Raw genomic sequence first — 22,585 nt, 5'->3', positions numbered from 1 at the left:
GATCGAAGCCCCGCGGATTCGATCCCCACCTCGGGCCGCCCGAGCAGACCTGCCTCGCGCCGCACCAGAACACCCGAAACCGCGAGGAGAACCTTCCTTGACCGAAATGGACTCCGCTGCCCATCGCGAGCGGTTGGCGGCCGAACGCGCGCGGATCACCGAGTTCGCCGCCGCTTCCCGCGCCCCCGGGGGCGGGTTCGGCTGGCTCGACCGCGCGGGACGGCTGGATCCCGACCGACCGGTGGCGACGTGGCTCACCGGCCGGATGACGCACGTGTTCAGCTTGGCACACCTGCTCGGCACCCCGGGGACCGCGGAGCTCGTCGACCACGGGCTCGCCGCGTTCCGCGGCCTGCTGCGCGACGACGAGGCCGGCGGGTGGTACTCCAGCGCGGAAGATTCCGCGAAGGCCGCCTACGAGCACGCCTTCGTGGTGCTCGGCGCCGGCAGCGCCACCGCTGCCGGCCGCCCCGGCGCCGCGGAACTGCTGTCCGAGGCGCTCGACGTCGTCGACACCTGGTTCTGGGACGAGCAGGTCGGTCTCGCGCGGGAGAGCTGGGACCGGCAGTGGCAGGTCACCGAGGACTACCGCGGCGCCAACAGCAACATGCACCTCGTCGAGGCGTTCCTCACCGCCGGTGACGTCACCGGCGACAGCTCCTGGCACCGGCGGGCGTTGGGCATCGCCGAGTTCCTGATCAACGAGGTCGCCGCTTCCTACGACTGGCGGTTGCCGGAGCACTTCACCGCGGACTGGAAGCCGATCGCGGACTACAACCGCGACCAGCCGGCACATCCCTTCCGCCCGCACGGGGCGACGGTCGGCCACTGGATGGAATGGGCGCGGTTGTTGCTGCACCTCGAGGCCTCGCTCGGAACGCAGGCACCGGACTGGCTGCTTGCCGATGCGCGGAACCTCTTCGACTCCGCCGTCCGGCGGGGCTGGAACGTCGACGGCCATCCGGGCTTCGTCTACACGCTCGACTGGCAGGACCGACCCCAGGTCACCGAACGCATGCACTGGGTCATCGCCGAGGCGATCATGGCCGCCGCCGCGCTGCACCACCGCACAGGTGAGGCGGAGCACGAGCGCTGGTACCGGTCGTTCTGGGACTACGCCGAGAACCACCACATCGACCGCGGGGCGGGCAGCTGGCTGCACGAGATCGCGCCCGACGGTTCACCCTCGGCAACGGTGTGGCCGGGCAAGCCGGACGCCTACCACGCGTACCACGCGGCGCTGCTGCCCGAGCTCCCGCTCGCGCCGGCTGCGGCCCTGAGCGTGCCGGACCTGCGCGACGCGCGTGCGTGAGGTTCGTGGAGCACCGCCACTCGTGCGGCCCGGACGCCGCGTTCCGGTGTGGACTCGCCCGCCGGTGAGCAGCAGAGCAGTGCTCAGGACACGAGGAACGCCCGGCTGGTCGCGGTGAACCCGGTGACGGCACCGCTCGCGGCGTCCTTCCAGTCGCCGTGGTGGACCACCCGGTAGCGGCCACCGGGCGCGGCGGCCGGGACGTCCCACGTGATCCGCGCCGTCGAGGCCGCCGCGCCACTGCGTTCCCAGTGGTACTTGGTGGACCAGTCCCGATCGTCGGCGACGGTCTCCCACCGGCCGCGGCGCAGTCGCTGGATCTCGGCGAAGGTGCCGCCCCGGTGCACGTCGTTCTTCGGGTGGCCGGTCGCGAACACCGCCGTGACCTGCTGGCCGCGGCGATGGCCCGGCGCCGGTTGGGTGAGCACATCGCCGAACGACCGTCCCGGTGGTGCGACGTCTGCGACCACGTCGGGCTGGAGGTCCGGCAGCGTACCGCTCATGTCCGGCGGGATCGGTCCGAGCGGGAGTTGCCCGCCGGTCCGCATCGCCGCGGCCAGGCGGACGAACTCCTGCTGGTAGGCCGGTTGCGTGTACCGGCCGAACAAGGTCGAGGCTCCTTCGTACTGCTGGGAGTCGTATTCCTCCGGGGTGGTGACGTACTGGCTGTAGGCGTTGGCGTAGCCCTGCACCAGCACGTTCTCCAGCGGCACGCCCAGTTCGGCGGCCACCGCGCGGCGGATGCGCAGGCCGGCCACGACGGTGAACTCCGCGCCCCCGGCGACCAGGTACAGCTCACCGATGCGGACCAGCTGCAACGGCAGCACCTCTGGGCACCACGGGTGGGGCCGCATCGCTCCGAAGGGAACCGCCACGGGTTTGGGCGCCTGCTCGTCGGCCAACTGCTGCGGGATCGGCGCATCGGCGCCACCGAGCCACTCCACCAGCGGGTTGCGCACGCCCTCGCCGACCGGGATGCCGGGACCGTCCTCGGTGCTGCCCGCCAGCATGGACACGCCGATGGCCGCGGTGGTGGTGCGGTGCTGCTCGCCGTCCGGGGTATATCGACCGTCCACAGTGACTTCGGAGAGATCCACATAGCACGTCCGGTGCTCGATCGGACCGACGACCGGCCGCGCGGCGGCGAAGGCGCGCTTCGCCGCGCGCAGCTGGCGTTCGCCGATGATGCGCGTGTTGGCGAACTCGTCCTCCGTGGGGCCCGATCCGGGTCGCAGGTTCAGGTTCGGCGACATGTCCCCGGCGTTGGTCTGCGCGAAGCAGGCCACGAACCCGTCCGCGTCGCGTTCCCAGGCGTGGGCGGCGTAGCCCTTGTTGTCCGAGCTGATCAGGTGGTTGGTGTTGGTCATCGAGGTGCCGTGGGTGGCGAACCAGCTGATCGCACCGATGTCGCGCCCGCCCCGGCGGAACCGCAGCACGGTCACCGCGGGATCGATGGCCTGCGGGAAGTGGTCCTTGTCCTGCTGCGGATTGCGGTCGAAGGCGCTGCGCGAGCGGTTCACGCTCGCGTCGGTCAGCTCGGCGCGCCCCAGGGCGATGGTGCCCGGTTCGAGGTCGTCGTGGGCCCGGTCGATCGCTTCGGTGATGCCGTCCACCACCGCGGTGAACGTCCGCTCCTGGAATCCGAACGTGGCCAGGTCGTAGGCGGCGTAGTGCGAGTCGCCGCCGCAGGCGGCGTGCGTGTGCGTGGCGTTAAGCAGCACGTTCTGCTCGGTGTAACGGCCGCCGTGGGAGCGCTCGAGCCGGCGCAGGACTTCTTGGTGCACCGACTGGAACAGCGCGCCCAGCTCGGCGATGACGAAGGCGATGCGCCGCGCGCCGTCGTCGACGACGAACGCTCGCGCCAGCGTGCGCAGGTGGATCCCCGCGGTCTGCTGCTGGGGCGTCGAGTAGCCCATCATGCCGTTCTCGGCGGCCGGGCCGGTCACATCGGCCACGCCCCGGCCGACCAGGTAGTCCGCCTCCTCCCGACCGGCTGCGGCGGCTCCACCGCCCCCGAGGGCGGAGGCCGCCAGCGATGCGGTCGCCGCTGCGGTGAGCACCCGTCTCCTGGCAACCGGCATGCGCTCGCACCCCTCACTATGTGAACTGTATTCGCGTTCGTGGGCGGCGAGAGATTACGCGTGGCGACCGCGCCGCGCCAAGGAGTTCCGGCGGGGATTCCGACGAGGATTCCGCTGACGCGGTGCGCGGCAACTTCGCGGTCCGCGCAGGAGCGCGCCGGGTCCGGGAACGCGACACGCCCCCGTCTCCGGCGTTATGGTGCGCGCTACCGTCGACGGTGCTCGCCCACCGCCGCTGCCGGAGGGCGTCCGACCGGCAGCGGCAACCGCACCGGCGAAAGGTGATCACTCATGCGAGTCAGCGTGGACAACGACCTGTGCGATGCCCGCGGCCAGTGCAACATCGTCGACCCGGAGCTGTTCACCCTCGACGAGGACGGCTACAGCGACATCGGCGAGGGCAAAGAAGTCCCCGCCGGCAAGGAAGACGCGGCGGAGCAGGGCGTGGAACTCTGCCCCGTGCAGGCGCTGCGCATCGACTGACCCGCGAGGTGCGCGGGTCATCACCCGAGCCGGTGGCTCGCCGTCCGCGGCCGGGTCTTCCGCGGCTCCGGAGGCCGCCATCCACCGAGCCGAGCGCGCGCGGGTGCTCGATAGACTGCCGGATGGTCCGCTCAGCACGGTGAATGGAGATGGCGGTGGCCTCGGTGTCGATCGATCCGGTAGACATTGCCCGACGTTTCCGCGAATACCGTGCGGATTCCGGACCGGCCTACCAGCGGTTGAAGGATCTGATTTCGGAGCAGCTGCTGACGGGGCGCTGGCCCGAGGGGGAACTGCTCCCGTCCGAGAGCCAACTGGTCGACTCGTTGGGGTTGTCGCGGATGACGGTCAACCGCGCGCTCCGCGAGCTCAGCGCGGAAGGCCTGATCACGCGGGTCCGCGGGGTGGGCACGTTCGTGGCCGACCGCAAGGGAAGTTCCGCTCTGTTCGAAGTGCACAACATCGCCGACGAGGTCCGTTCCCGCGGGCACGAGCCGCGCACCGCGGTGGTCCAGCTGCAGGCGGAGCAGGCCGATCCGCGCACGCGCCACCTGTTCGGCCTGGCAGCGGACAACGTGATCTTCCATTCGCGCATGGTGCATTTCGAGGACGAGGTGCCCATCCAGCTGGAGGACCGCCACGTCCACCCGGGGGTGATTCCCGGTTATCTGGACCAGGACTTCGCGCGGCAGACGCCGAACGACTACCTCTCCGCGGTCGCTCCGCTCACAGCGGGCGAACACGTGGTGGAAGCGGTGCTGGGCACCGCCGAGGAGTGCGAACTGCTCCACGTGGGTCCCGCGGAACCGTGCCTGCTGATCCACCGGCGCACCTGGTCGCAGCAGCAGCTGGTGAGCGCGACGCGACTGCTGCACCCCGGCTCGCGGTACCGCCTCGAAGGAGCTTTCGAGTCTCCTTGACGGGCGCGGATGCGCGCCTGCGGACAACTGAGCTCTCCATGCTCTTGCCACTTGTATGTACAGGCATATACCTTCCCTCCAGTCGGTCGGCCGCACCACACGTGCCCACCGCAACGCCCGCACCACCGCAACGCCGTCGCAGCCGGGAAAGCCCTGCCACCCGTCCGAGGTGACCCTGGCGTCCCCGGAACGCACCCGAGATCCGCACGCCGAGCACAGCTGCGACGGCGGGAAACCGGCGACGGCGGGAAACCGGCGAGCACGAGAACCACCACGGCGCACGGAGGCATCGCACATGGCGGCAGAGCAGCAGCGCGGCGAGGGAGCGAACCCCGAAGCGCGCGCGGGCGTTTCGATGTGGAAGTTCTTCGTCTACAGCCTGGTGGGCGCATTCGTCTTCTTCGTGCCGCTGGAGATCGGCGGGAAGAGCTCCATCCTGCTCGACCACGTGGTCACGGCCCTCGAGTCCTGGATCCCGGACGTGCTGCCGTACTACGCGCTCGCGGTGATCCTCGCCGGGGCCGTCCACCCGTTCATCACCGGGACGTGGAACCGTTCCGCGGTTGCCGTGGTGTTCTCGGTTTTCAAGGTCATCGGCTTGGGCGTGGGCACCATGCTCGTGTTCGGCTTCGGACCCGCGTGGTTGTTCCAGGAGGACGTCGGACCGTTCCTGTTCGACACGGTCGTCATCCAGGTGGGGCTGCTGGTGCCGATCGGCGCGGTGTTCCTCGCACTGCTCGTCGGTTACGGCCTGCTCGAGTTCCTCGGCGTGCTGCTCCGCCCCCTCATGCGGCCGGTGTGGAAGACACCGGGCCGGTCCGCGATCGACGCGGTGGCCTCGTTCGTCGGCAGTTACTCGCTCGGGCTGCTGATCACGAACCGCGTGTACAAGGAGGGCAAGTACTCGGGGCGGGAAGCAGCGATCATCGCGACCGGTTTCTCCACGGTCTCGGCGACGTTCATGGTGGTCGTGGCCACGACGCTGGACCTGATGGGAAGTTGGAACACGTACTTCTGGACCAGCCTGGGCGTGACCTTCCTGGTGACGGCGGTGACCGTGCGCATCTGGCCGCTGTCGCGGATCGGCGATGACTACTACGCGGGCACCGCTCCCCAACCGGAGCAGAAAGGCCGGGGCAATCGGTTCGCCCAGGCGTGGGACGAAGCCAGGCGAACGGTCGCCGCTGCGCCCTCGCTCGGCAAGAACGTCGTGCACACGGTCAAGGACGGGCTGCTGATGACGATGGCGATCCTGCCGTCGATCCTGTCGATCGGACTGCTCGGACTGGTGCTAGCGACGTACACCCCCGTCTTCGACTGGCTCGGCTACCTCTTCTACCCGTTCGCGTGGATCATGCAGGTGCCCGAACCGCTGGTGGTCTCCAAGGCCTCGGCGGTGGGGATCGCGGAGATGTTCCTGCCGGCGCTGCTGGCCGTGAACGCGAGCGCCGCGGCGAAGTTCATCGTGGCCGTCGTGTCGGTCTCGCAGGTCATCTTCTTCTCCGCCCAGGTGCCGTGCGTGGTGGCCACCGAGATCCCGATCTCGATACCGCGGATGATCGTGATCTGGTTCGAGCGGGTGGTGCTGACGCTGGTCTTCGTGACCCCGCTGGCGCTGCTGCTGCACTGACCCGCGCGAGCCCGGAACACCGGAACGAGCGGGGTCCGCGGTGCTCCGCGACGGGCCGGAGATGCGTCTGCGGACAGCCGAGAGACGCACGCTCTTGCCACTTGTATGTACAGGAATATACCTTTCTCCCCGCCGGTCGACCGCACCACGCGTGCAACACCCGCACCGCGACAACGCCGTCGTAGCCAGGAGGCCTTCTTGCAGAAGGGGAAACCGGCGCTGAGCCGAGGGCTCAACGCCCGACACATCCGGTTCATCGCACTCGGCTCGGCGATCGGGACCGGTCTGTTCTACGGATCCTCGGAAGCCATCGGCCTGGCCGGCCCCTCGGTGCTGCTGGCATACCTCATCGGCGGGTTGGCGGTGTTCTTCGTGCTGCGAGCCCTCGGTGAAATGGCGGTCGACGACCCGGTGCCGGGATCGTTCGGCGAATACGCGGCCCGCCACCTCGGCCCCCTGGCCGGCTTCGTCACGGGCTGGACATACACGTTCGAAATGATCATCGTCTGCCTCGCCGACGTGACCGCCCTGGCCGTCTACATGGGCTTCTGGTTCCCCGACGTGCCGCGGTGGATCTGGGTGCTGGCCACCCTCGCCGTGCTCGCGGCGATCAACCTGCTCAGCGTCCGCGTCTTCGGCGAAGTGGAATTCTGGTTCTCGCTGATCAAAGTCACCGCGATCATCGCCATGATCGCGGGCGGACTCGCGGTGCTCGCCTTCGGGCTCGGACTCGGCAGCATCGAGCCCGGCCTGGGAAACCTCACCGCGCACGGCGGTTTCTTCCCCGCCGGCATCGAAGGGTTCATCGCCTGCTTCGCCGTGGTGATGTTCGCCTTCGGCGGCACCGAGATCATCGGCATCACGGCCGGCGAAGCCGACAACCCGCGCAAGACCATCCCCCGCGCGGTGAACACCGTGCCGATCCGCGTGCTCCTGTTCTACGTCCTGGCCCTGGGCGTGATCATGACGATCATCCCGTGGAACGGCATCGGTGCCGACGGCAGCCCGTTCGTGCAGATCTTCAGCGGCCTCGGGCTGAACTCCGCCGCAGCGGTGCTCAACGTCGTCGTCATCACCGCCGCCCTGTCCGCGATCAACAGCGACATCTTCGGCGCCGGCCGCATGCTCTACGGCATGGCGCACCGCGGCCAAGCCCCCGCCGTCATGACCCGCGTGTCCCGCAACGGCGTACCGTGGATGACCACCGTCATCATGACCGCGGCGCTGCTGGTCGGCGTCGTGCTCAACTACCTCGCCCCCGAGCGGGTCTTCACCATCATCGCCTCGCTGGCGACCTTCGCCACGGTCTGGGTGTGGCTGATGATCCTGCTGTCGCACTTCGCCGCCCGCCGCCGCATGAGCTCGCAGCAGCGCGCACGGCTGCACTTCCCCGTCCCGCTCTGGCCCTACGGCCAGGTCCTCACCACCATCTTCATCATCGCCGTCATCGTCGTGCTGGCCTTCTACGCCGAAACCCGCATCGCCCTGGTCACCGGCGTGGTCTGGCTGGTGCTGCTGACGAGTACCTACCTGCTGCGGTTCCGGAATCGGCACGGCACCGCAGCAACCGCGCCCGACAGCGCGCACGAGGAGCGCGTGCCGCACGGCACGATCCCCGCGGGCGCCGGGCAGCACCCCGCAACGCGAAACGAAACGGAGAGCTCGTGACCACCTTCGCCAACCCCGCCACCTCGACGGACACACCGGTCACCGTCGACGTCGGCCCGCTGGACGCCGCCGACGTCGTGCGCGTCGCCCGCCACGACGCCCCGGTGCAGCTGTCCACCGCGGCGCTGGAGAAGATCGCGGACAGCAGCGCGCACGTGCAGTCGCTGGCCCACGACGCCAAACCCGTCTACGGCGTGTCGACAGGTTTCGGGGCCCTGGCCACTCGGCACATCCCGGTGGAGTCGCGGGCTCAGCTGCAGAAGAGCCTGATCCGCTCGCACGCCGCCGGTTCGGGTCCGGAAGTGGAACGCGAGGTCGTGCGCGCGCTCATGCTGCTGCGGCTGTCGACGCTGGCCACCGGACGCACCGGTGTGCGCCCGATCGTGGCGCGGACGTACGCCGACGTGCTCAACGCCGGGATCACGCCCGTCGTGCTCGAGTACGGCAGCCTCGGCTGCTCCGGCGACCTGGCACCGCTCGCCCACGTCGCGCTCGCGCTCGAAGGCGAAGGCACGGTGCGGGACGGCGCAGGCCAGAGCCGGCCGGCCGGCGAGGCGCTGGCGGCTGCGGGGATCGAGCCGGTCGAGCTCGTCGAGAAGGAAGGCCTCGCACTGATCAACGGCACGGACGGCATGCTCGGCCAGCTCGTGCTGGCCTGCCACGACCTGCGCAGGCTCGTCTCCCTGGCCGACATCACCGCCGCGATCAGCGTCGAGGCCCTGCTCGGCACGGACCGCGTGTTCGCCGCGGACCTGCAACGGCTGCGCCCGCACACCGGGCAGGCGGCCGCGGCGGCGAACATGGCGCGCATCCTCGCCGACTCCGGCATCATGGCCAGCCACAAAGGCCCCGACTGCACCCGCGTGCAGGACGCGTACTCGCTGCGGTGCGCACCGCAGGTGGCCGGTGCGGTCCGGGACACCCTCGCGCACGCCGAGTCCGTGGCGGCGGTGGAGCTGGCGAGCGCCGTGGACAACCCGGTGGTGACGCTGGACGGCCGCGTCGAGTCCAACGGCAACTTCCACGGTGCTCCCGTGGGCCACGTGCTGGACTTCCTCGCCATTTCCGCGGCGGACCTGGCCAGCATCAGCGAGCGGCGCACCGACCGGTTCCTCGACCCCGCGCGCAACCACGGGCTCACCCCGTTCCTCGCCGACGATCCCGGTGTGGACAGCGGCCACATGATCGCGCAGTACACCCAGGCCGCGATCGTCTCCGAACTCAAGCGCCTGGCCGCACCGTCCAGCGTGGATTCGATCCCGTCCTCGGCGATGCAGGAGGACCACGTTTCGATGGGCTGGTCGGCCGCGCGCAAGCTCCGCCAGGTGGTCGACGGGCTCACCCGGGTGCTCGCCATCGAGCTCCTCACCGGTGTGCGTGCACTGGACATGCGCGCCCCGCTGGAGCCTTCCCCCGCCACCGGTCGGGTGCGCGACCGCGTCCGCGAGCTCGTCGCAGGGCCCGGCGCGGACCGCCACTTGGCACCGGAGATCGAATCGGCGGTCGAGCTGTGCCGTTCCGGCACGCTCGTGTCCGATGTGGAAGAGGTGCTGGGCGAGCTCGCCTGAGACCGGCCTGCGCGGCAAAAAAGACGGTAGCGTGCAGCGAAGGGACAGTCCCGTGCGGTGAACTCCGGGTGCTCGCTCCTCGCGAGCACCCGGAGTTCACCTTCGGGGCGGTTTTCGCCCTCGCTGCTGCGATCTTCGCCGCTGCGGCTTCTCGGCGCGACGGATCAGCGCACGCGCCGTCCGCAGCGCCACACCGACGTGGTCAGCGGAACGCCCGGCCGGTAGGCCAGGTGCGTGATCGACGGCGCTTCGAGGACCTGCACGTCAGCGCGCGCGCCGACCCGGAGCGTCCCGACGGAGCCCTCACCGGTGTGCCGCCGCAGTGCGCGCGCTCCGCCGGCCGTGGCCGCCCACACGGCCTCCCGCACCGACATCCCCATCTGCAGCACGGCCGTGGCCACGCAGAAGGCCATCGACGTGGTGTAGGACGATCCGGGATTGGCGTTGCTCGCGAGCGCGACCACGGCGCCCGCGTCGAGCAGCCGCCGGGCCGGCGCGAGCGGGTGCTTCGTGGACAGGTCGCAGGCGGGGAGCAGCGTGGCCACCGTGTCCGACCCCGCCAGCGCCTCCACATCGGACTCGGACAGGTACGTGCAGTGGTCCACGCTCGCGGCACCGGTGCGCGCCGCGAGCGCGACCCCCGGCCCGTAGCCGAGCTGGTTGCCGTGCACCCGCGTGCCGAGGCCGTGCCGAGCTGCCGAACGCAGCACCCGTGCGGACTGCTGCTCGTCGAAAGCCCCCTGTTCGCAGAACACGTCGACCCAGCCCACGTGCGCGGCCGCGGCGTCGAGCATCTCGCCGCACACGAGATCCACGTACGATTCCGCCTGCGAACCGGGCGGGACGAGGTGGGCGCCGAGGAACGTCACGTCATCGGCCACGTCACCGGCGATGCGCGCCATCCGCGCCTCGTCGACCACGGTCAGCCCGTAGCCCGTCTTCGTCTCCAAGCACGTCGTGCCCTGGGCGAGGGCCTCGTCGACGTGCCGCCGCAGGTTCTCGGCGAGCTGCGCGTCCGAAGCGGCCCTGCTCGCCTCGGTCGTCACGCTGATCCCGCCGGCCGCGTAGGGTTCGCCGGCCATCCGCGCTTCGAACTCGGCCGTGCGGTCCCCGGCGAAGACCAGGTGCGTGTGGCTGTCCACCCATCCGGGCAGCACTGCGCGGCCGGCGACGTCGACCTGCTCGTCGGCCGGCGGCGCGGAGGCCGCCGGCCCGGTCCAGGCAACCCGGTCGCCGTCGAGCACGAGCGCCGCATCGCGCAGCGCGTCGTGCTCCGGATCGTTCGTCGTGAGTTCACCGATGCCGGTGATCACCGTGCTCACTGCCACAGCAGTGCCACCTCCTTTCCCAACAGGCCGGCGGCGTCCGGCACGTGCTGGTGCACGCCGTCCCGGACGACCCAGCGGCCGTCGACCAGCACGGAGCGGACATCGCCCGCCGTGGCGGCGAACAGCACACCGCTCGGTTCGACACCGGCCGTGCGCTCCGTTCCGAGGTCCACCACGAGCAGGTCGGCGCGCGCTCCCTCCGCGATCGCACCGACATCGCTGCGGCCGAGCGCGCGGTGGGCGGTGCCCGCCGCGGCGAGCTCATCGACGGTGAAGCATCCGCGCCGTTCGCTGCGCAGGCGTTCGTCGAGTTCGACCGCGCGCACCTCCTCGAAAGCGTCCACGACCGCGTTGCTGTCGCTGCCGATGCCCAGCCGCACCCCTGCATCGGCCAGCTCCCGCGCCGGCCCGATCCCGTCGCCGAGGTCCCGCTCCGTCGTGGGGCACAGGCTCACCGCGGTGCCGCTGCCGGCGAGCGCGGAAACGTCCGCGCCGGTGAGGTGCGTGGCGTGCACGGCCGTGGTGCGCGGTCCCAGCACACCGGCCTCGGCGAGCACCTGCGTCGGCGTCGCACCGCGGTGGTGCAGGCAGTCGTCGTTCTCCGCGCGCTGCTCGGACACGTGCACGTGCAGCGGTCGGTTCCCGGCCCACTCGGCCACGGCACCGAGTTCCGGGGGGTCGAGCGCGCGCACCGAGTGCGCGGCCGCGCCCAGCACGACGTCGCCGCCGGGCCGGAACCGGTCGACCCGCTCCGCCCACGCTTCGGCGCTGCCGTCGCCGAAGCGCAGCTGGTGCGGGGCGAGGTCCGCGTCGAAACCGCCGCGCAGGTAGCAGGTGTCCAGCAGGGTCAGGCGGATCCCGGCCTCCCGCGCGGCCTGCACGAGGGCGGCGCCCATGGCGTTGGGTTCGGCGTAGGCCGCTCCGCACGGGGCGTGATGCAGGTAGTGGAACTCGGCGACACCGGTGTAGCCGGCCAGCACCATCTCCGCGTACGCGGCCCGGGCCAGCCGGTAGTAGGAGTCCGGGTCGAGGCGTGCGGCGAGTTGGTACATGCGTTCCCGCCACGTCCAGAACGTCCCGCGGTCGTGGTGGGTGCGGCCGCGCAGCGCGCGGTGGAACACGTGCGAGTGCGTGTTCGCGAAGCCGGGCAGCACCATCCCCGGCAGCTCCGTGCCGCTGCGCGGTGCTCCGGCTTCGACGCGGGTGAGCACGCCCTCGCGCACGTCGAGGCGCACCGCCGAGGCAGGACCGTCCGGCAGCCACGCGTGCTCGCACCAGTAGGTCCAGTAGGTCGTCGTCATCCAGCATTCCTTTCCAGCACCCGGGTGAGGGCCCGCGCGCCGGCTTCGACGTCGTCGGGTTCGGCGAACTCCTCCGGGGCGTGGCTGATCCCCGTGGGGTTGCGCACGTACAACATCCCCGCCGGCACGTGCGCGGCCAGGATCGCCGCGTCGTGGCCCGCCCCCGTGGGAAGTTCGGGAACTCCGCCCAGCGCCTCGGAGAGTTCGCCGCGCAGCGCGGTGTCGAACGAGACGCTGCCCGAATAGGACTCCTCGGAGACGCTGAGCTCGCAGCCCTCCTCGGCGGCCGCGTCCCGGGCGGCGGCGGCCAGCTCGGCCACGAGCGGACGCGTGTTCCCCTCCCCGGGCACGCGCGCGTCCAACCACAGCCGCACCCTGGAGGGGATCACGTTGGCACCGCCGGGTTCGGGCACGAGCTTGCCGACCGTCAGGCGGGCGCCCTCCGCCGCCGCGGCGATGCGTCGTGCGGCCGAGACGACCGCGGCGGACGGCACCATCGGGTCGCGGCGGTCGGCGAGCTCCGTGGCTCCGGCGTGGTTGCCCTGGCCGGACACGGTGAAGCACCAGCGGCCGTGTTCGAGCACCGTGCTGCCGACCGCGACCGGCGAGCCCAGGTCGACCAGTCCCCTGCCCTGTTCGACGTGCAGTTCGACGAACCAGCCGATGCGCGCCAGCGCGGAGCGGTCGGGGCCGAAGCGCTCGGGGTCGTGCCCCGCCCGCCGGGCCGCTTCGGCGAGGCTGGTGCCGTCCTCGTCGGTCAGCCCGCGGGCGCGATCGGGGTCGATGCCGCCGGTGAGCAAGCGCGATCCCAGGCAGGGAACGCCGAAGCGTCCACCTTCCTCCTCGGCGAAGGCGACCACGGCCAGGGGCCTGGTCGGTGCGCGGCCGCTGCGGCGGAGCCTGCGCACCGCTTCGAGCGCGCTGACCACGCCGAGCGGTCCGTCGAACGCGCCGCCGCCCGGCACCGAATCGAGGTGGCTGCCGGTGACCACCGCGTCCGGGCCGGGGGCGCCCCACCAGGCCCAGAGGTTCGCGTTGCGGTCGGTTTCGACCGCGAGCCCGGAGCGCTCGGCCTCCTCGACGAACCACGTGCGCATGTCGGCTTCCGCGGCGGTGAACACGTGGCGCGAGTAGCCGCCGCGCGCGCGGTCGCGGCCGACGTCGTCGAGGGCCGCGAGCAGTTTCGCCGCTCCGGCGGAGTCATCTGCTGATGTCATCGCACGCTCCTCGGCATCCGCCGTCACTGCTCCTGCATGGGCACGCGGACTCCCCGTTCGGCCGCGACGTCGCGCGCGTGCTCGTAACCGGCGTCGACGTGCCGCACGACGCCGGTGCCCGGGTCGTTGGTCAGCACCCGGGTCAGCTTCTGCGCGGCGAGGTCCGTGCCGTCGGCGACGCACACCTGCCCGGCGTGGATGGACCGGCCCATGCCGACGCCTCCGCCGTGGTGCAGGGAGACCCACGAGGCCCCGGACGCGGTGTTGAGCAGCGCGTTGAGCAGCGGCCAGTCAGCGATCGCGTCGGAGCCGTCGCGCATGGACTCGGTCTCGCGGTACGGCGAGGCGACCGACCCGGAGTCGAGGTGGTCGCGACCGATCACGACCGGGGCGGAGAGTTCACCGGAGGCGACCATCTCGTTGAACCGCAGTCCGGCGCGGTGCCGTTCGCCGTAGCCGAGCCAGCAGATGCGGGCCGGCAGCCCCTGGAACTCGACCCGCTCGCCGGCCATCTCGATCCACCGGCGCAGGTGTTCGTTCTCCGGGAAGAGCTCGAGAACGGCCCGGTCGGTCGCGGCGATGTCAGCGGGGTCGCCGGACAGCGCGGCCCAGCGGAACGGCCCCAGGCCTTCCTCGAAGAGGGGGCGGATGTGCGCCGGCACGAAGCCGGGGAAGTCGAAGGCCCGCTCGTAGCCGGCCTTGCGGGCTTCGTCGCGGATGGAGTTGCCGTAGTCGAAGACCTCCGCACCGGCGTCGAGGAATCCGACCATGGCTTCCACGTGCCGGGCCATCGATTCGCGCGCGGCCCGGGTGAACCCCTCGGGGTCCCGTTCGGCCTCGGCGCGCATGTCGGCGAAGGGGATGCCCGCGGGCAGGTACGACAGCGGATCGTGCGCCGAGGTCTGGTCGGTGACGATGTCGATCGGTGCTCCTGCGGCGAGCAGTTCCGGGAACACCTCGGCGGCGTTGCCCTCCAGACCGATGGACAGCGGGCGAGCCGCCGCGCGTGCTTCGGCGGTCAGGCGCATCGCTTCCTGGACATCGCCGGCGCGGGTGTCGAGGTACCTGTCGCTGATGCGGCGTTCGATGCGGCTGGGGTCGCAGTCCACGCAGATGGCGACACCGTCGTTCATCGTGACCGCCAGCGGCTGGGCACCGCCCATTCCGCCGAGGCCGGCGGTGAGCGTGACCGTGCCCGCGAGGCTTCCGCCGAACCGCTTGCGCGCGGCGGCGCCGAACGTTTCGTAGGTGCCCTGCAGGATGCCCTGCGTCCCGATGTAGATCCACGAGCCGGCGGTCATCTGGCCGTACATGGTCAGGCCGAGCGCTTCGAGGCGGCGGAACTCCTCCCACGTGGCCCAGTCGCCGACGAGGTTGGAGTTCGCCAGCAGCACCCGGGGAGCCCACTCGTGCGTGCGGAACACTCCGACCGGTTTGCCGGACTGCACCAGCAGCGTCTCGTCGGATTCGAGGGTGCTCAGCGTGTGTACCAGGGAGTCGTAGGACGCCCGGTCGCGGGCGGCGCGTCCGGTTCCGCCGTAGACCACGAGGTCCTCGGGGTGTTCGGCGACCTCCGGGTCGAGGTTGTTCATCAGCATCCGCATCGCGGCTTCCTGCTGCCAGCCGCGGGCGCTGAGCGAACTCCCGCGCGGTGCTCGGATCGATCGGTGGTTGTGGGGACTCGTCCGTGATTCGACCATGGTCTCTCCCGGCTGCCAGGACGTCAGGGCTGCTCTATGTATAGTCATGTATATACAGGTAGTCAACTCCCCCCTCCGCGCACTAAGGTGTGCCGCAAGGACACGCCGCCCCCGGCCCCGCCCGGCAGGCCGCGCGGTGGCTGTCGCAACCTCGAGCAGACAGGAGTCGCCACGTGAGCGAGCCGGCGTACTACGCCCCCGAGGGTGGCCTTCCCGACCAGCGCACGCTGCTGACCGATCGGGCCATCGTCAAAGACGCGTACACCGTCATCCCGCGCGGTGTGTTGCGCGACATCGTCACGAGCAACCTGCCGGGCTGGCACCGCACCCGCTCGTGGATCCTGGCCAAGCCCATCGCGGGATTCGCCACCACGTTCGCGCAGTACATCGTCGAAGTCAGCCCCGGTGGCGGCAGCTCCGCACCGGAGCCGGAAAGCGGCGTCGAATCGGTGCTGTTCCTGCTCACCGGCACGTTGCACGTCGCCATCGAGGGCGAAACGCACGTGCTCACCCCGGGCGGATACGCCTACCTCCCCGCCGGCGGCACCTGGTCGGTCGCCAACGAGTCCGGCGAGACCGCCACGTTCACGTGGGTCCGCAAGGCCTACGAACCGCTGGAGGGCCACGCGCCGAAGGCCTTCGCCGTGCAGGAGCAGGACATCGCCCCCGCTGCGATGCCGGACTGCGACGGCGCCTGGGCGACCACCCGGTTCGTCGACCCGGACGACATGGCCCACGACATGCACGTCAACATCGTCACGTTCCAACCGGGCGCGGTGATCCCCTTCGCCGAGACCCACGTGATGGAGCATGGCATCTACGTGCTGGAGGGCAAGGCGGTCTACCGGCTCAACGACGACTGGGTCGAAGTCCAGGCCGGTGACTTCATGTGGCTGCGCGCCTTCTGCCCGCAGGCCTGCTACGCCGGCGGTCCCGGCAAGTTCCGCTACCTGCTGTACAAGGACGTCAACCGGCAGATCAGCCTGACCTGAGCCGGTCACCCCGCTCCCCGGAACGGTCCCACCGGCGGGGAGCGGGGCGCGCCCGTGCGCACCGCCACGCGTCAGTCAGCGGCGGGTGGAGCTCACACCGGGGATCTCACCGCTGCGGAACGCGTCGACGAACAGGCGGTGGTCGTCGCGGACGACGTCGGAGTAATCGCGCGCGAACTCCCACAACCACTGCGTGAACTCCTCTTCGCGCCCGTCGATGACGGCATCGATGGCGTCCTCGGTCTGGAACGGCACCAGGGTCTGGTCCGAGTCCGAATCCGAGACGCAGTGGATCTTGGCCACCGCCCTGCCGAGGTAGTCCAGCACCGGAACGATGTCCTCCGGCTCGGTGAGTTCGCCCCAGTCGAGATCGGACTCGTACGGCGAGACCTCGTCGACGACGTAGCCGAGACCGTCGATGTCCGCGTAGCCCAGCATCGGACTGGCGTGGGCCTGCAGCGCGCGCTGCGACAGCGCGGTGCGCTGGCCGTGGTGGCGGAAATAACCGCGGATGCTCTCATCGCGCACCACCCGCGAGGGTGCTGCCACATTGCCCTGCTTCATCGACAGGATGATGTCGTTCTCCAGGGCTTCGTTCGCGCCTTCGATCAAGAAGCTGTACGCGGGAAGCCCGGCACTTCCGATGCCGAAGCCGCTGCGGCCCACCACGTCCTTGACCGTGTACGCCACCTCGCGCATCTTCTTGTCCTGCGGGATCGTCTCCAGGTAGCCCTCGAACGCCGCGAGCACCCTCCCGCGTTCCTGCTCGCCGAGGCGCCGCACCCCCGCACCGTCGCGGAAGCGCCGGTCGTAGTCCTCGGTCACGGTCTCCCGGTCGAGCAGCGCCGTCCTGCTGCGCAACCGCGCGTCCAGCAGGACCTCGCGGATCACCCCGTCGGTGGTACCCAGGTTCAGCGAGAAGAGGGCGTCCTGTCCACCGTGGACGAATCGGCGGACCTGATCGATGTACGCGTGCGTGGCGGTGCGGACGAACCGCTCGATCTCCTCGTCGGGCAGCGCCTTGCTCCACCCGAGCAGTGCGACGCTGGCCGCGAAACGCTGCAGGTCCCAGGTGAAGTGTCCGAGGTAGGCCTCGTCGAAGTCGTTGACGTCGAAGATGAGCTTGCCTTCACCGTCCATGTAGGTGCCGAAGTTCGCGGCGTGCAGATCTCCCTGCAACCAGACGCGGCTGGTGCGCTCGTCGGCCCACGGATCGCTCAGCCGGGCCACGTCGGCGAAGAACAGCGCTGCCGTGCCGCGGTAGAACGCGAACGGCGAAGCGGCCATCTTGCGGAACTTGCTCCGGAACGCCGCTGGAGCGGCTTCCATGAGGTCCGAAAAGGCCTCGACGAGGGTGCTCACGATGTGGCCGCGCCGCCGGTCCGGCTCGTCGACGTCGAGCACGCGGGCGAGCTCGGGCATACGCACCTCCCCAACAACGGGATCGAACGGCAATCCGCCCGGATCAGCGTACTGCTTCTGGTGCCCCGTTGCGTCGAGCGGCCCCGCCGGCGCCGTCAAGAGGAGAGCTCCTCCAACGAGCGTCCGGTGGTCTCCTCGCCGAACAGGGCCACCACCCCCGCGACCGCCGCCACGCCGGCGAGCAGGGCGAACACCGCGACCGGGCCCGTGCCCGCCGACACCATCCCGCCCACGACGGCCGGACCGACGATGACGCCGAGCCGGTTGCACACCCCGCCGAGGCTCGAGCCCACGGCCCGGAGGCTCGTGGGGTACAGCTCGGCGGTGTACAGGTACAGGCACAGGTTCGCCGCGAAGATGAAGACCGCCGTGAGCGTGCACCAGAGCGCGACCTCCGCGCCGCTTCGCGCCCCGAGCAGCACGAGCACTCCGAGCAGCACGGCACCGACGCCGGAACCCGCGATGAGGCTGGCCTTGCGCCCGATGCGGTCCACGAGCAACGCGACCACCACGCAGCCGGCGAAACCGGCCACGCTGGTCAACAGCGTGTAGTTCAGCGCGGTGCGCAGCGGAACGTCGTAGATCGTGGTGTAGATCGTCGGAAGCCACGCGGTGATGCCGTAGTTGACGAAGTACCCGCAGAACCACAACAGGGCCACCACGACCGTGCGGCGCAGGTAGCGGCGCCCGAACAGCTCCCGAGCACGACCGCGGGACTCCTGCCGGGGAACTTCTGCACCGGGCTCCGGAGGCGGCAGCTCCTGCCGCGAAGCCGAGCGCACGCCGGCTTCGATCGCGGCCATCGCCTTCTCCGCACCCGCGAGGTCGCCCCGGGACACCAGCCACCTCGGCGACTCCGGGACGTAGTGGCGGACCATGAACGCGAGCACTCCCGGAAGCGCACCGATCACGTACAGCGGACGCCAGCCGAACACCGGCACGAGCCAGGAGGCGATCACCGCCGCCGAGGTCAGGCCGGCCGGAAACGCCAGCTCGTAGAGCAGCACGAATCGACCGCGGTGCGCGGAGCGCGCGATCTCGCTGACGAACGCTGCGGCCACCGGGACCTCACCACCGATGCCGACCCCCTGCAGGAACCGCAGCAACGTGAAAGTGGTGAAATCCGCGGCACCGGCCAGCAGCAGGCTGCACACCGCGGTGAGCAGCATCGCAGCGACCATGACGCGAATGCGCCCGAACCTGTCGGCCAGCATTCCGCAGACCAGGGCTCCGAGGAGCATCCCGACCGAGCCCGAAGTCACCGTCAACGTCAGCATCGCCGGGGTCAGCGACCACTCCTGCTCGATCAACGGCAGCGTGTAGGACACGAGCATCTGGTCGAAGGCCTCGAAGAACGTCACGGTGCCGATCAGCACCCGGATGTTCGTCTGCCAGCGCGACCCCGGCAACCGTTCCAGCCGTGCGGCGATGTCCTGCCGCATGGCGGCACGTTCTTGCGGTGGTGGAACCGTCATGAGCCCTCCCCTGCCAAGGAGTACGGGTGCGTCGTGTGCAGCGGCGCCGGTACCGCTGGGAACACGAGCGGAACGGAAGTGTCAGAAACGGGACTGCAGGAACCGCACCGCCTCGTCCCAGCCACCGAGCTCCGCGGAGCCGGCCGCCGGTTCGGACGGGGCGTGCACGTCGGCCATGCCGTTCGAACGCCCAGCGGCGGTGCGCAGGGCGCCGCGCTCGGAGAGGCCCGCACGCGTCGCGATCCCCAGCCACGGAGTCCGCAGCTCGGTGAGGAACTCCGCGGTCGTGGTGACGCCGTGCCACGGGAGAGCTTCGTCCACCCACGGGTCGACGGCTGCGGCACCGGCCAGCGCGTGCACCGCGCAGGCGCGCGCGGCGAGGTAACCGCCCAGGCCGAAACCGAGGACACCGATGCGCGCCGGGGGGATCGCCGCCTTCTCCTCGAGGTGCGCGACGGCCGCCGAGACGTCGGCGTCCAGATCGTGCGGTGACAGCACGGACATCGCGGCGACGGCGGTCTCCTCGTCGTCCGGCCGGAACTCCTTGCCGCCGTTCTCGTAGTACAGGTACGGGGCCGCGGCGGTGTAGCCGAAACCGGCCAGTTGGCGGCAGCGCTGTTCGACGTCTTCGTCCAGACCGCGCGCGTCGTGCAGCACGATCACAGCGGCCCGCGGCTGGCCGGTCGGCTGCCGGACGAACAGCGGCGCTGCTGTCGGCATGATCCACCGCTTGCGGTTCGCCGGGCCGTGCGCGTGGTGGTGTTCGTGGTGGTGGGTGGCGAGTTCGGGGCTCATGGCGGGCACTCCTGCTCAGCTGTTCGCGGGGACGTGCACGGGAGGGATGAACGGCTCGGGAGCGGGTTCCAGTGCGGTCATGTCCACCTCGACCACGTACGGCCCGTTGCTCTCGACCGCCTCGTCGAACACCTCGGCGAAGGAGTCGACGCGGTTGACCAGCGAGTACGGCAGGTCGAACGAGGCTGCCAGCCTCGCGAAGTCGGGCGTGAACAGGTCCACTCCGGCTCGCGCGCCGGTGTGGTGGTCCTGCATGTTGCGCAGCACGCCGTAGCCGCCGTCGTTGAACACGACCAGCACCAGCCACGGGCGCTCCTCGGCGAGCGTCGCCAGCTCACCGAGGTGCACCTGGATGCCGCCGTCGCCGGCGAGGACGAGCGTCGGCACCTCCGGCCGGGCCAGTGCGGCGCCGATGCCGGTTGCGAGCCCCTGCCCGATGCCGCCTCCCGCCGGGAACACGTTCACCGCGGGATGCGGTATCTCCAGCAACCTGTTCCCCCACTGACTGGAAGGGATGGTGACGTCGCGCGCGATCACGGATTCCGCCGGAAGTGCGGCCCGCAGCTCGTCGCAGATCCGCGCTTGTGGGCCGATCGCCGCCCGCAGCCGGGTGCGCACTGCGTTCTTGGTGTCCAGCACGCGAAAGCGCCACTGCTCACCACCGCCGGCAGCCCGCTGCTCACCACCGCCGGCAGCCCGCTGCTCACCACCGCCGGCAGCACCGTCGAGCTCCTGCAGCAACGTCCGCAGCACCTCGCCGGCCTCGCCAGTCACTCCGGCCGTCACCGGGTACACGCGGCCGATCGCGGCGGGGTCGGCGTCGATCTGCACGTGCCTGCCCGGCAGTCGCAACCCGTAGTGCTTGGTCTCGTTCGACCTGAACCGCGTCCCCACCGAGACCAGCAGGTCGGCATCGGCCAGCAAGCTCGCCGCCGCCGGGCTGGTGGCGAAGTTCCCGATCACCAGCGCGTGGTCCTCCCGGACCGCGCCGCGTCCGGAGTTGCTCGTGAAGACCCCCGCCTGGAGCCGTTCCGCGAGTTCGCGCACCTGCTGTCCGGCGTGCACCGCTCCGCCACCGATCCACAGCACCGGCCGTCGGGCCGAGCGCAGCAGATCCACCGCGCGCCGCACGGCCTCCGGGTCGGGTGGTGCCACGGCGGCGCCGCGCTCCGCGGGAGCCGGTTCGATCCGCTGCTCGGCGTACTGCAGGTCGATCGGCCATTCCACACTGGACGGTCCGCCGGGTACCGTCCAGGCCTGCCGCACGGCGTGCCGCAGCTCCGACTCCGCCTCCTCCGCCTTGCGGATCGTCCCGGCGTAGCCCGAGATCGCCGCGAGCATGCCGAGCTGGTCGCGGGTCTCGTGGATGACCCCGCGCCCCTGCCCCAGGTAGGGCGAATCGATCTGCCCGGTGACGTGCAGCACCCGGCTCCCCGCGGACAGCGCTTCCACCATCGCTCCCGCGGCGTTGCCGGCACCGGTGCCGGTGCTGGTGAGCGCGACGCCGATGCCAGCACCCGCGCGAGCGTGGCCGTCAGCGGCGTTGACCGCGGCGGCTTCGTGCCGCACCGGGACGAACCGCAGCTCGCGCGCGACCGCTTCCACCAGCGGCAGGTTGTGCACGCTGACCACGCCGAACGCGGTGTCGACGCCGTTGTCCCGCATGACCCGCACCAGCAGGTCGCCGCCGGTTCCCTGTTCCATCGCAACCGTCCTCGTCGTCTCGGTCGTGTGCACGCCCGCGGATGCCGTGCGCTGCCGCTGCCGTGCCCTGCCGCTGCCGTGCTCTGTCGCTGCCGCGTCCTGCCGGGGCCGCACCCTGCGCTGTCGTGCCCTGTCGCTGCCGTGCGCCGGTCAGGCGTGCCGTGCGATACCGCCTCCCACGTCGATGTCCGATCCGGTGATGTAGGAGGCGCGCGGGGACAGCAGCGACACCGCGGCATAGGCGACCTCCTCCGCTCGACCGAGACGCCCCAGCGGAATTCCGCGGTTCCGCGCCAGTTCGGCGCTCCAGCGGTGCCAGTCGAGCTCGGTGCCGGACTGCTCGTACCTGCGTCTCCACTGACCGGTGTCGATCAGCCCCAGGCACACCGAGTTCACCCGCACCCCGTCCTGCGCGAGGTCACCGGACAGGGTCTTGGTCAAGTTCAGCAGTGCGGCCCGCGCCGCCGAGGTCGCCGCCAAATGCGCCTCCGGCTGGCGGGCGAGGATCGCGTTCACGTTGACCACCGCCCCGGCGTGCGAACGGCGCAGCGCCGGCAACGCGGCGCGAACCGTGTTGAGCACGCTGAACAGTTTGAGGTCGAGTTCGTCCCTCCACTGTTGCCCGCTGGTCTCGTCCCACGAGGCCAGCAGGGAACGTCCGGCGTTGTTCACCACTCCGTCGAGCCCGCCGAACTCGTGCGCTGCCGCCTCGACGAAACCGCGCGTTCGGGCCTCGTCGAGCACGTCGCACTGCTGGACGTGCAGCTGCGCACCGCACGCGCGCGGGAGCTCCTCGAGCGCCGCGCGCAATCGCTCGGCGTCGCGCGCGCACGCGGCCACGTTCGCGCCTTCGGCCAGCAGCATGGCCGCCGTTGCGAGACCGACTCCGGAGCTTCCCCCGGTGACGACCACGCTCTTGCCCGTGAATCCGAGGTCCATAGCACCCTCCGCACTGGAATTCCGCTGACCGCGGCCGGCGCGCCGGCCGG

General features: G+C 70.8%; 17 protein-coding genes. 7 read left to right on the top strand and 10 right to left on the bottom strand.

What is annotated here, in order from left to right:
- The first annotated feature begins 106 nt into the window (after positions 1-106).
- Positions 107-1,312: an AGE family epimerase/isomerase gene (locus tag ACVGV2_RS09360; RefSeq protein WP_459165937.1), complete on the top strand. Its 1,206-nt coding sequence runs from the start codon at positions 107-109 to the stop codon at positions 1,310-1,312.
- A gap of 83 nt (positions 1,313-1,395) precedes the next feature.
- Here the strand turns inward: ACVGV2_RS09360 and ACVGV2_RS09355 are convergent, their stop codons facing one another.
- Positions 1,396-3,393 (bottom strand): neutral/alkaline ceramidase, encoded by a 1,998-nt coding sequence (locus ACVGV2_RS09355; protein WP_459165657.1) that lies wholly within the window; start codon positions 3,391-3,393, stop codon positions 1,396-1,398.
- Positions 3,394-3,684: 291 nt separating this feature from the next.
- On the opposite strand from ACVGV2_RS09355, the gene ACVGV2_RS09350 reads away from it, so the two are divergent.
- The 5 genes from ACVGV2_RS09350 (at position 3,685) to hutH (ending at position 9,662) form a co-directional block, all read left to right on the top strand.
- The gene (locus ACVGV2_RS09350; protein WP_459165656.1) at positions 3,685-3,876 is read left to right on the top strand and encodes a ferredoxin; all 192 of its coding nucleotides are present in this window, start codon (positions 3,685-3,687) and stop codon (positions 3,874-3,876) included.
- A 149-nt stretch (positions 3,877-4,025) separates the two neighbouring features.
- The gene (hutC, locus tag ACVGV2_RS09345) at positions 4,026-4,796 is read left to right on the top strand and encodes a histidine utilization repressor (RefSeq protein ID WP_459165655.1); all 771 of its coding nucleotides are present in this window, start codon (positions 4,026-4,028) and stop codon (positions 4,794-4,796) included.
- Between the two features lie 355 nt (positions 4,797-5,151).
- Entirely contained in the window at positions 5,152-6,426 is a 1,275-nt protein-coding gene (locus tag ACVGV2_RS09340) for a YjiH family protein (protein ID WP_459165936.1), read from the top strand.
- A 198-nt stretch (positions 6,427-6,624) separates the two neighbouring features.
- The gene (locus tag ACVGV2_RS09335; protein WP_459165654.1) at positions 6,625-8,094 is read left to right on the top strand and encodes an amino acid permease; all 1,470 of its coding nucleotides are present in this window, start codon (positions 6,625-6,627) and stop codon (positions 8,092-8,094) included.
- Positions 8,091-9,662: a histidine ammonia-lyase gene (hutH, locus tag ACVGV2_RS09330; protein WP_459165653.1), complete on the top strand. Its 1,572-nt coding sequence runs from the start codon at positions 8,091-8,093 to the stop codon at positions 9,660-9,662. Before ACVGV2_RS09335 ends, hutH begins: the two co-directional genes overlap by 4 nt.
- Before the next feature lie 164 nt (positions 9,663-9,826).
- Here the strand turns inward: hutH and hutI are convergent, their stop codons facing one another.
- From hutI to hutU, 4 genes are read right to left on the bottom strand one after another with little or no spacing between them, the layout of a single operon-like run.
- Complete coding sequence (gene hutI / locus ACVGV2_RS09325) at positions 9,827-10,984, bottom strand: imidazolonepropionase (protein ID WP_459165935.1); 1,158 nt, start codon at positions 10,982-10,984, stop codon at positions 9,827-9,829.
- Positions 10,981-12,291 (bottom strand): formimidoylglutamate deiminase, encoded by a 1,311-nt coding sequence (locus ACVGV2_RS09320; protein WP_459165652.1) that lies wholly within the window; start codon positions 12,289-12,291, stop codon positions 10,981-10,983. The genes hutI and ACVGV2_RS09320 overlap by 4 nt, the downstream gene beginning before the upstream one ends.
- A complete protein-coding gene (locus ACVGV2_RS09315) occupies positions 12,288-13,508 on the bottom strand; it encodes an allantoate amidohydrolase (RefSeq protein ID WP_459165651.1) in 1,221 nt (406 codons plus the stop codon). Before ACVGV2_RS09315 ends, ACVGV2_RS09320 begins: the two co-directional genes overlap by 4 nt.
- 23 nt (positions 13,509-13,531) lie before the next feature.
- Entirely contained in the window at positions 13,532-15,208 is a 1,677-nt protein-coding gene (hutU, locus tag ACVGV2_RS09310; RefSeq protein ID WP_459165650.1) for a urocanate hydratase, read from the bottom strand.
- 173 nt (positions 15,209-15,381) lie between these two features.
- On the opposite strand from hutU, the gene ACVGV2_RS09305 reads away from it, so the two are divergent.
- On the top strand, positions 15,382-16,200 hold the full coding sequence (locus ACVGV2_RS09305) for a bifunctional allantoicase/(S)-ureidoglycine aminohydrolase (RefSeq protein ID WP_459165649.1): 819 nt from the start codon (positions 15,382-15,384) through the stop codon (positions 16,198-16,200).
- A 75-nt stretch (positions 16,201-16,275) separates the two neighbouring features.
- Here ACVGV2_RS09305 and ACVGV2_RS09300 read toward each other — a convergent pair whose 3' ends face one another.
- The 5 genes from ACVGV2_RS09300 to ACVGV2_RS09280 form a co-directional block, all read right to left on the bottom strand.
- Positions 16,276-17,622: a DUF2252 domain-containing protein gene (locus ACVGV2_RS09300; RefSeq protein ID WP_459165648.1), complete on the bottom strand. Its 1,347-nt coding sequence runs from the start codon at positions 17,620-17,622 to the stop codon at positions 16,276-16,278.
- Between the two features lie 95 nt (positions 17,623-17,717).
- Positions 17,718-19,097, bottom strand: coding sequence for an MFS transporter (locus ACVGV2_RS09295; protein ID WP_459165647.1), 1,380 nt, complete (start codon positions 19,095-19,097; stop codon positions 17,718-17,720).
- An 81-nt stretch (positions 19,098-19,178) separates the two neighbouring features.
- Positions 19,179-19,892: a dienelactone hydrolase family protein gene (locus ACVGV2_RS09290; protein ID WP_459165646.1), complete on the bottom strand. Its 714-nt coding sequence runs from the start codon at positions 19,890-19,892 to the stop codon at positions 19,179-19,181.
- A 15-nt stretch (positions 19,893-19,907) separates the two neighbouring features.
- On the bottom strand, positions 19,908-21,596 hold the full coding sequence (locus ACVGV2_RS09285) for a thiamine pyrophosphate-binding protein (protein ID WP_459165645.1): 1,689 nt from the start codon (positions 21,594-21,596) through the stop codon (positions 19,908-19,910).
- Between the two features lie 150 nt (positions 21,597-21,746).
- Positions 21,747-22,535 carry an SDR family oxidoreductase gene (locus tag ACVGV2_RS09280; RefSeq protein WP_459165644.1) on the bottom strand — a complete coding sequence of 263 codons (789 nt, stop codon included), beginning with the start codon at positions 22,533-22,535 and terminating at the stop codon, positions 21,747-21,749.
- Between the last annotated feature and the right edge of the window lie 50 nt (positions 22,536-22,585).

This window comes from Bounagaea algeriensis, assembly GCF_054491375.1.
Note: the sequence above shows the minus strand (reverse complement) of the source record. Positions and strands in the feature narration are given on the sequence as shown.

Excerpts from the sequence above, each read along its gene's own strand:
- hutC (WP_459165655.1), top strand. The coding sequence starts at position 4,026 with ATGGCGGTGGCCTCGGTGTCGATCGATCCGGTAGACATTGCCCGACGT.
- ACVGV2_RS09285 (WP_459165645.1), bottom strand. The coding sequence starts at position 21,596 with ATGGAACAGGGAACCGGCGGCGACCTGCTGGTGCGGGTCATGCGGGAC.
- ACVGV2_RS09350 (WP_459165656.1), top strand. The coding sequence starts at position 3,685 with ATGCGAGTCAGCGTGGACAACGACCTGTGCGATGCCCGCGGCCAGTGC.
- ACVGV2_RS09340 (WP_459165936.1), top strand. The coding sequence starts at position 5,152 with ATGTGGAAGTTCTTCGTCTACAGCCTGGTGGGCGCATTCGTCTTCTTC.
- ACVGV2_RS09315 (WP_459165651.1), bottom strand. The coding sequence starts at position 13,508 with ATGACATCAGCAGATGACTCCGCCGGAGCGGCGAAACTGCTCGCGGCC.
- ACVGV2_RS09290 (WP_459165646.1), bottom strand. The coding sequence starts at position 19,892 with ATGAGCCCCGAACTCGCCACCCACCACCACGAACACCACCACGCGCAC.
- ACVGV2_RS09355 (WP_459165657.1), bottom strand. The coding sequence starts at position 3,393 with ATGCCGGTTGCCAGGAGACGGGTGCTCACCGCAGCGGCGACCGCATCG.
- ACVGV2_RS09360 (WP_459165937.1), top strand. The coding sequence starts at position 107 with ATGGACTCCGCTGCCCATCGCGAGCGGTTGGCGGCCGAACGCGCGCGG.
- ACVGV2_RS09300 (WP_459165648.1), bottom strand. The coding sequence starts at position 17,622 with ATGCCCGAGCTCGCCCGCGTGCTCGACGTCGACGAGCCGGACCGGCGG.
- hutU (WP_459165650.1), bottom strand. The coding sequence starts at position 15,208 with ATGGTCGAATCACGGACGAGTCCCCACAACCACCGATCGATCCGAGCA.
- ACVGV2_RS09280 (WP_459165644.1), bottom strand. The coding sequence starts at position 22,535 with ATGGACCTCGGATTCACGGGCAAGAGCGTGGTCGTCACCGGGGGAAGC.
- ACVGV2_RS09295 (WP_459165647.1), bottom strand. The coding sequence starts at position 19,097 with ATGACGGTTCCACCACCGCAAGAACGTGCCGCCATGCGGCAGGACATC.
- ACVGV2_RS09320 (WP_459165652.1), bottom strand. The coding sequence starts at position 12,291 with ATGACGACGACCTACTGGACCTACTGGTGCGAGCACGCGTGGCTGCCG.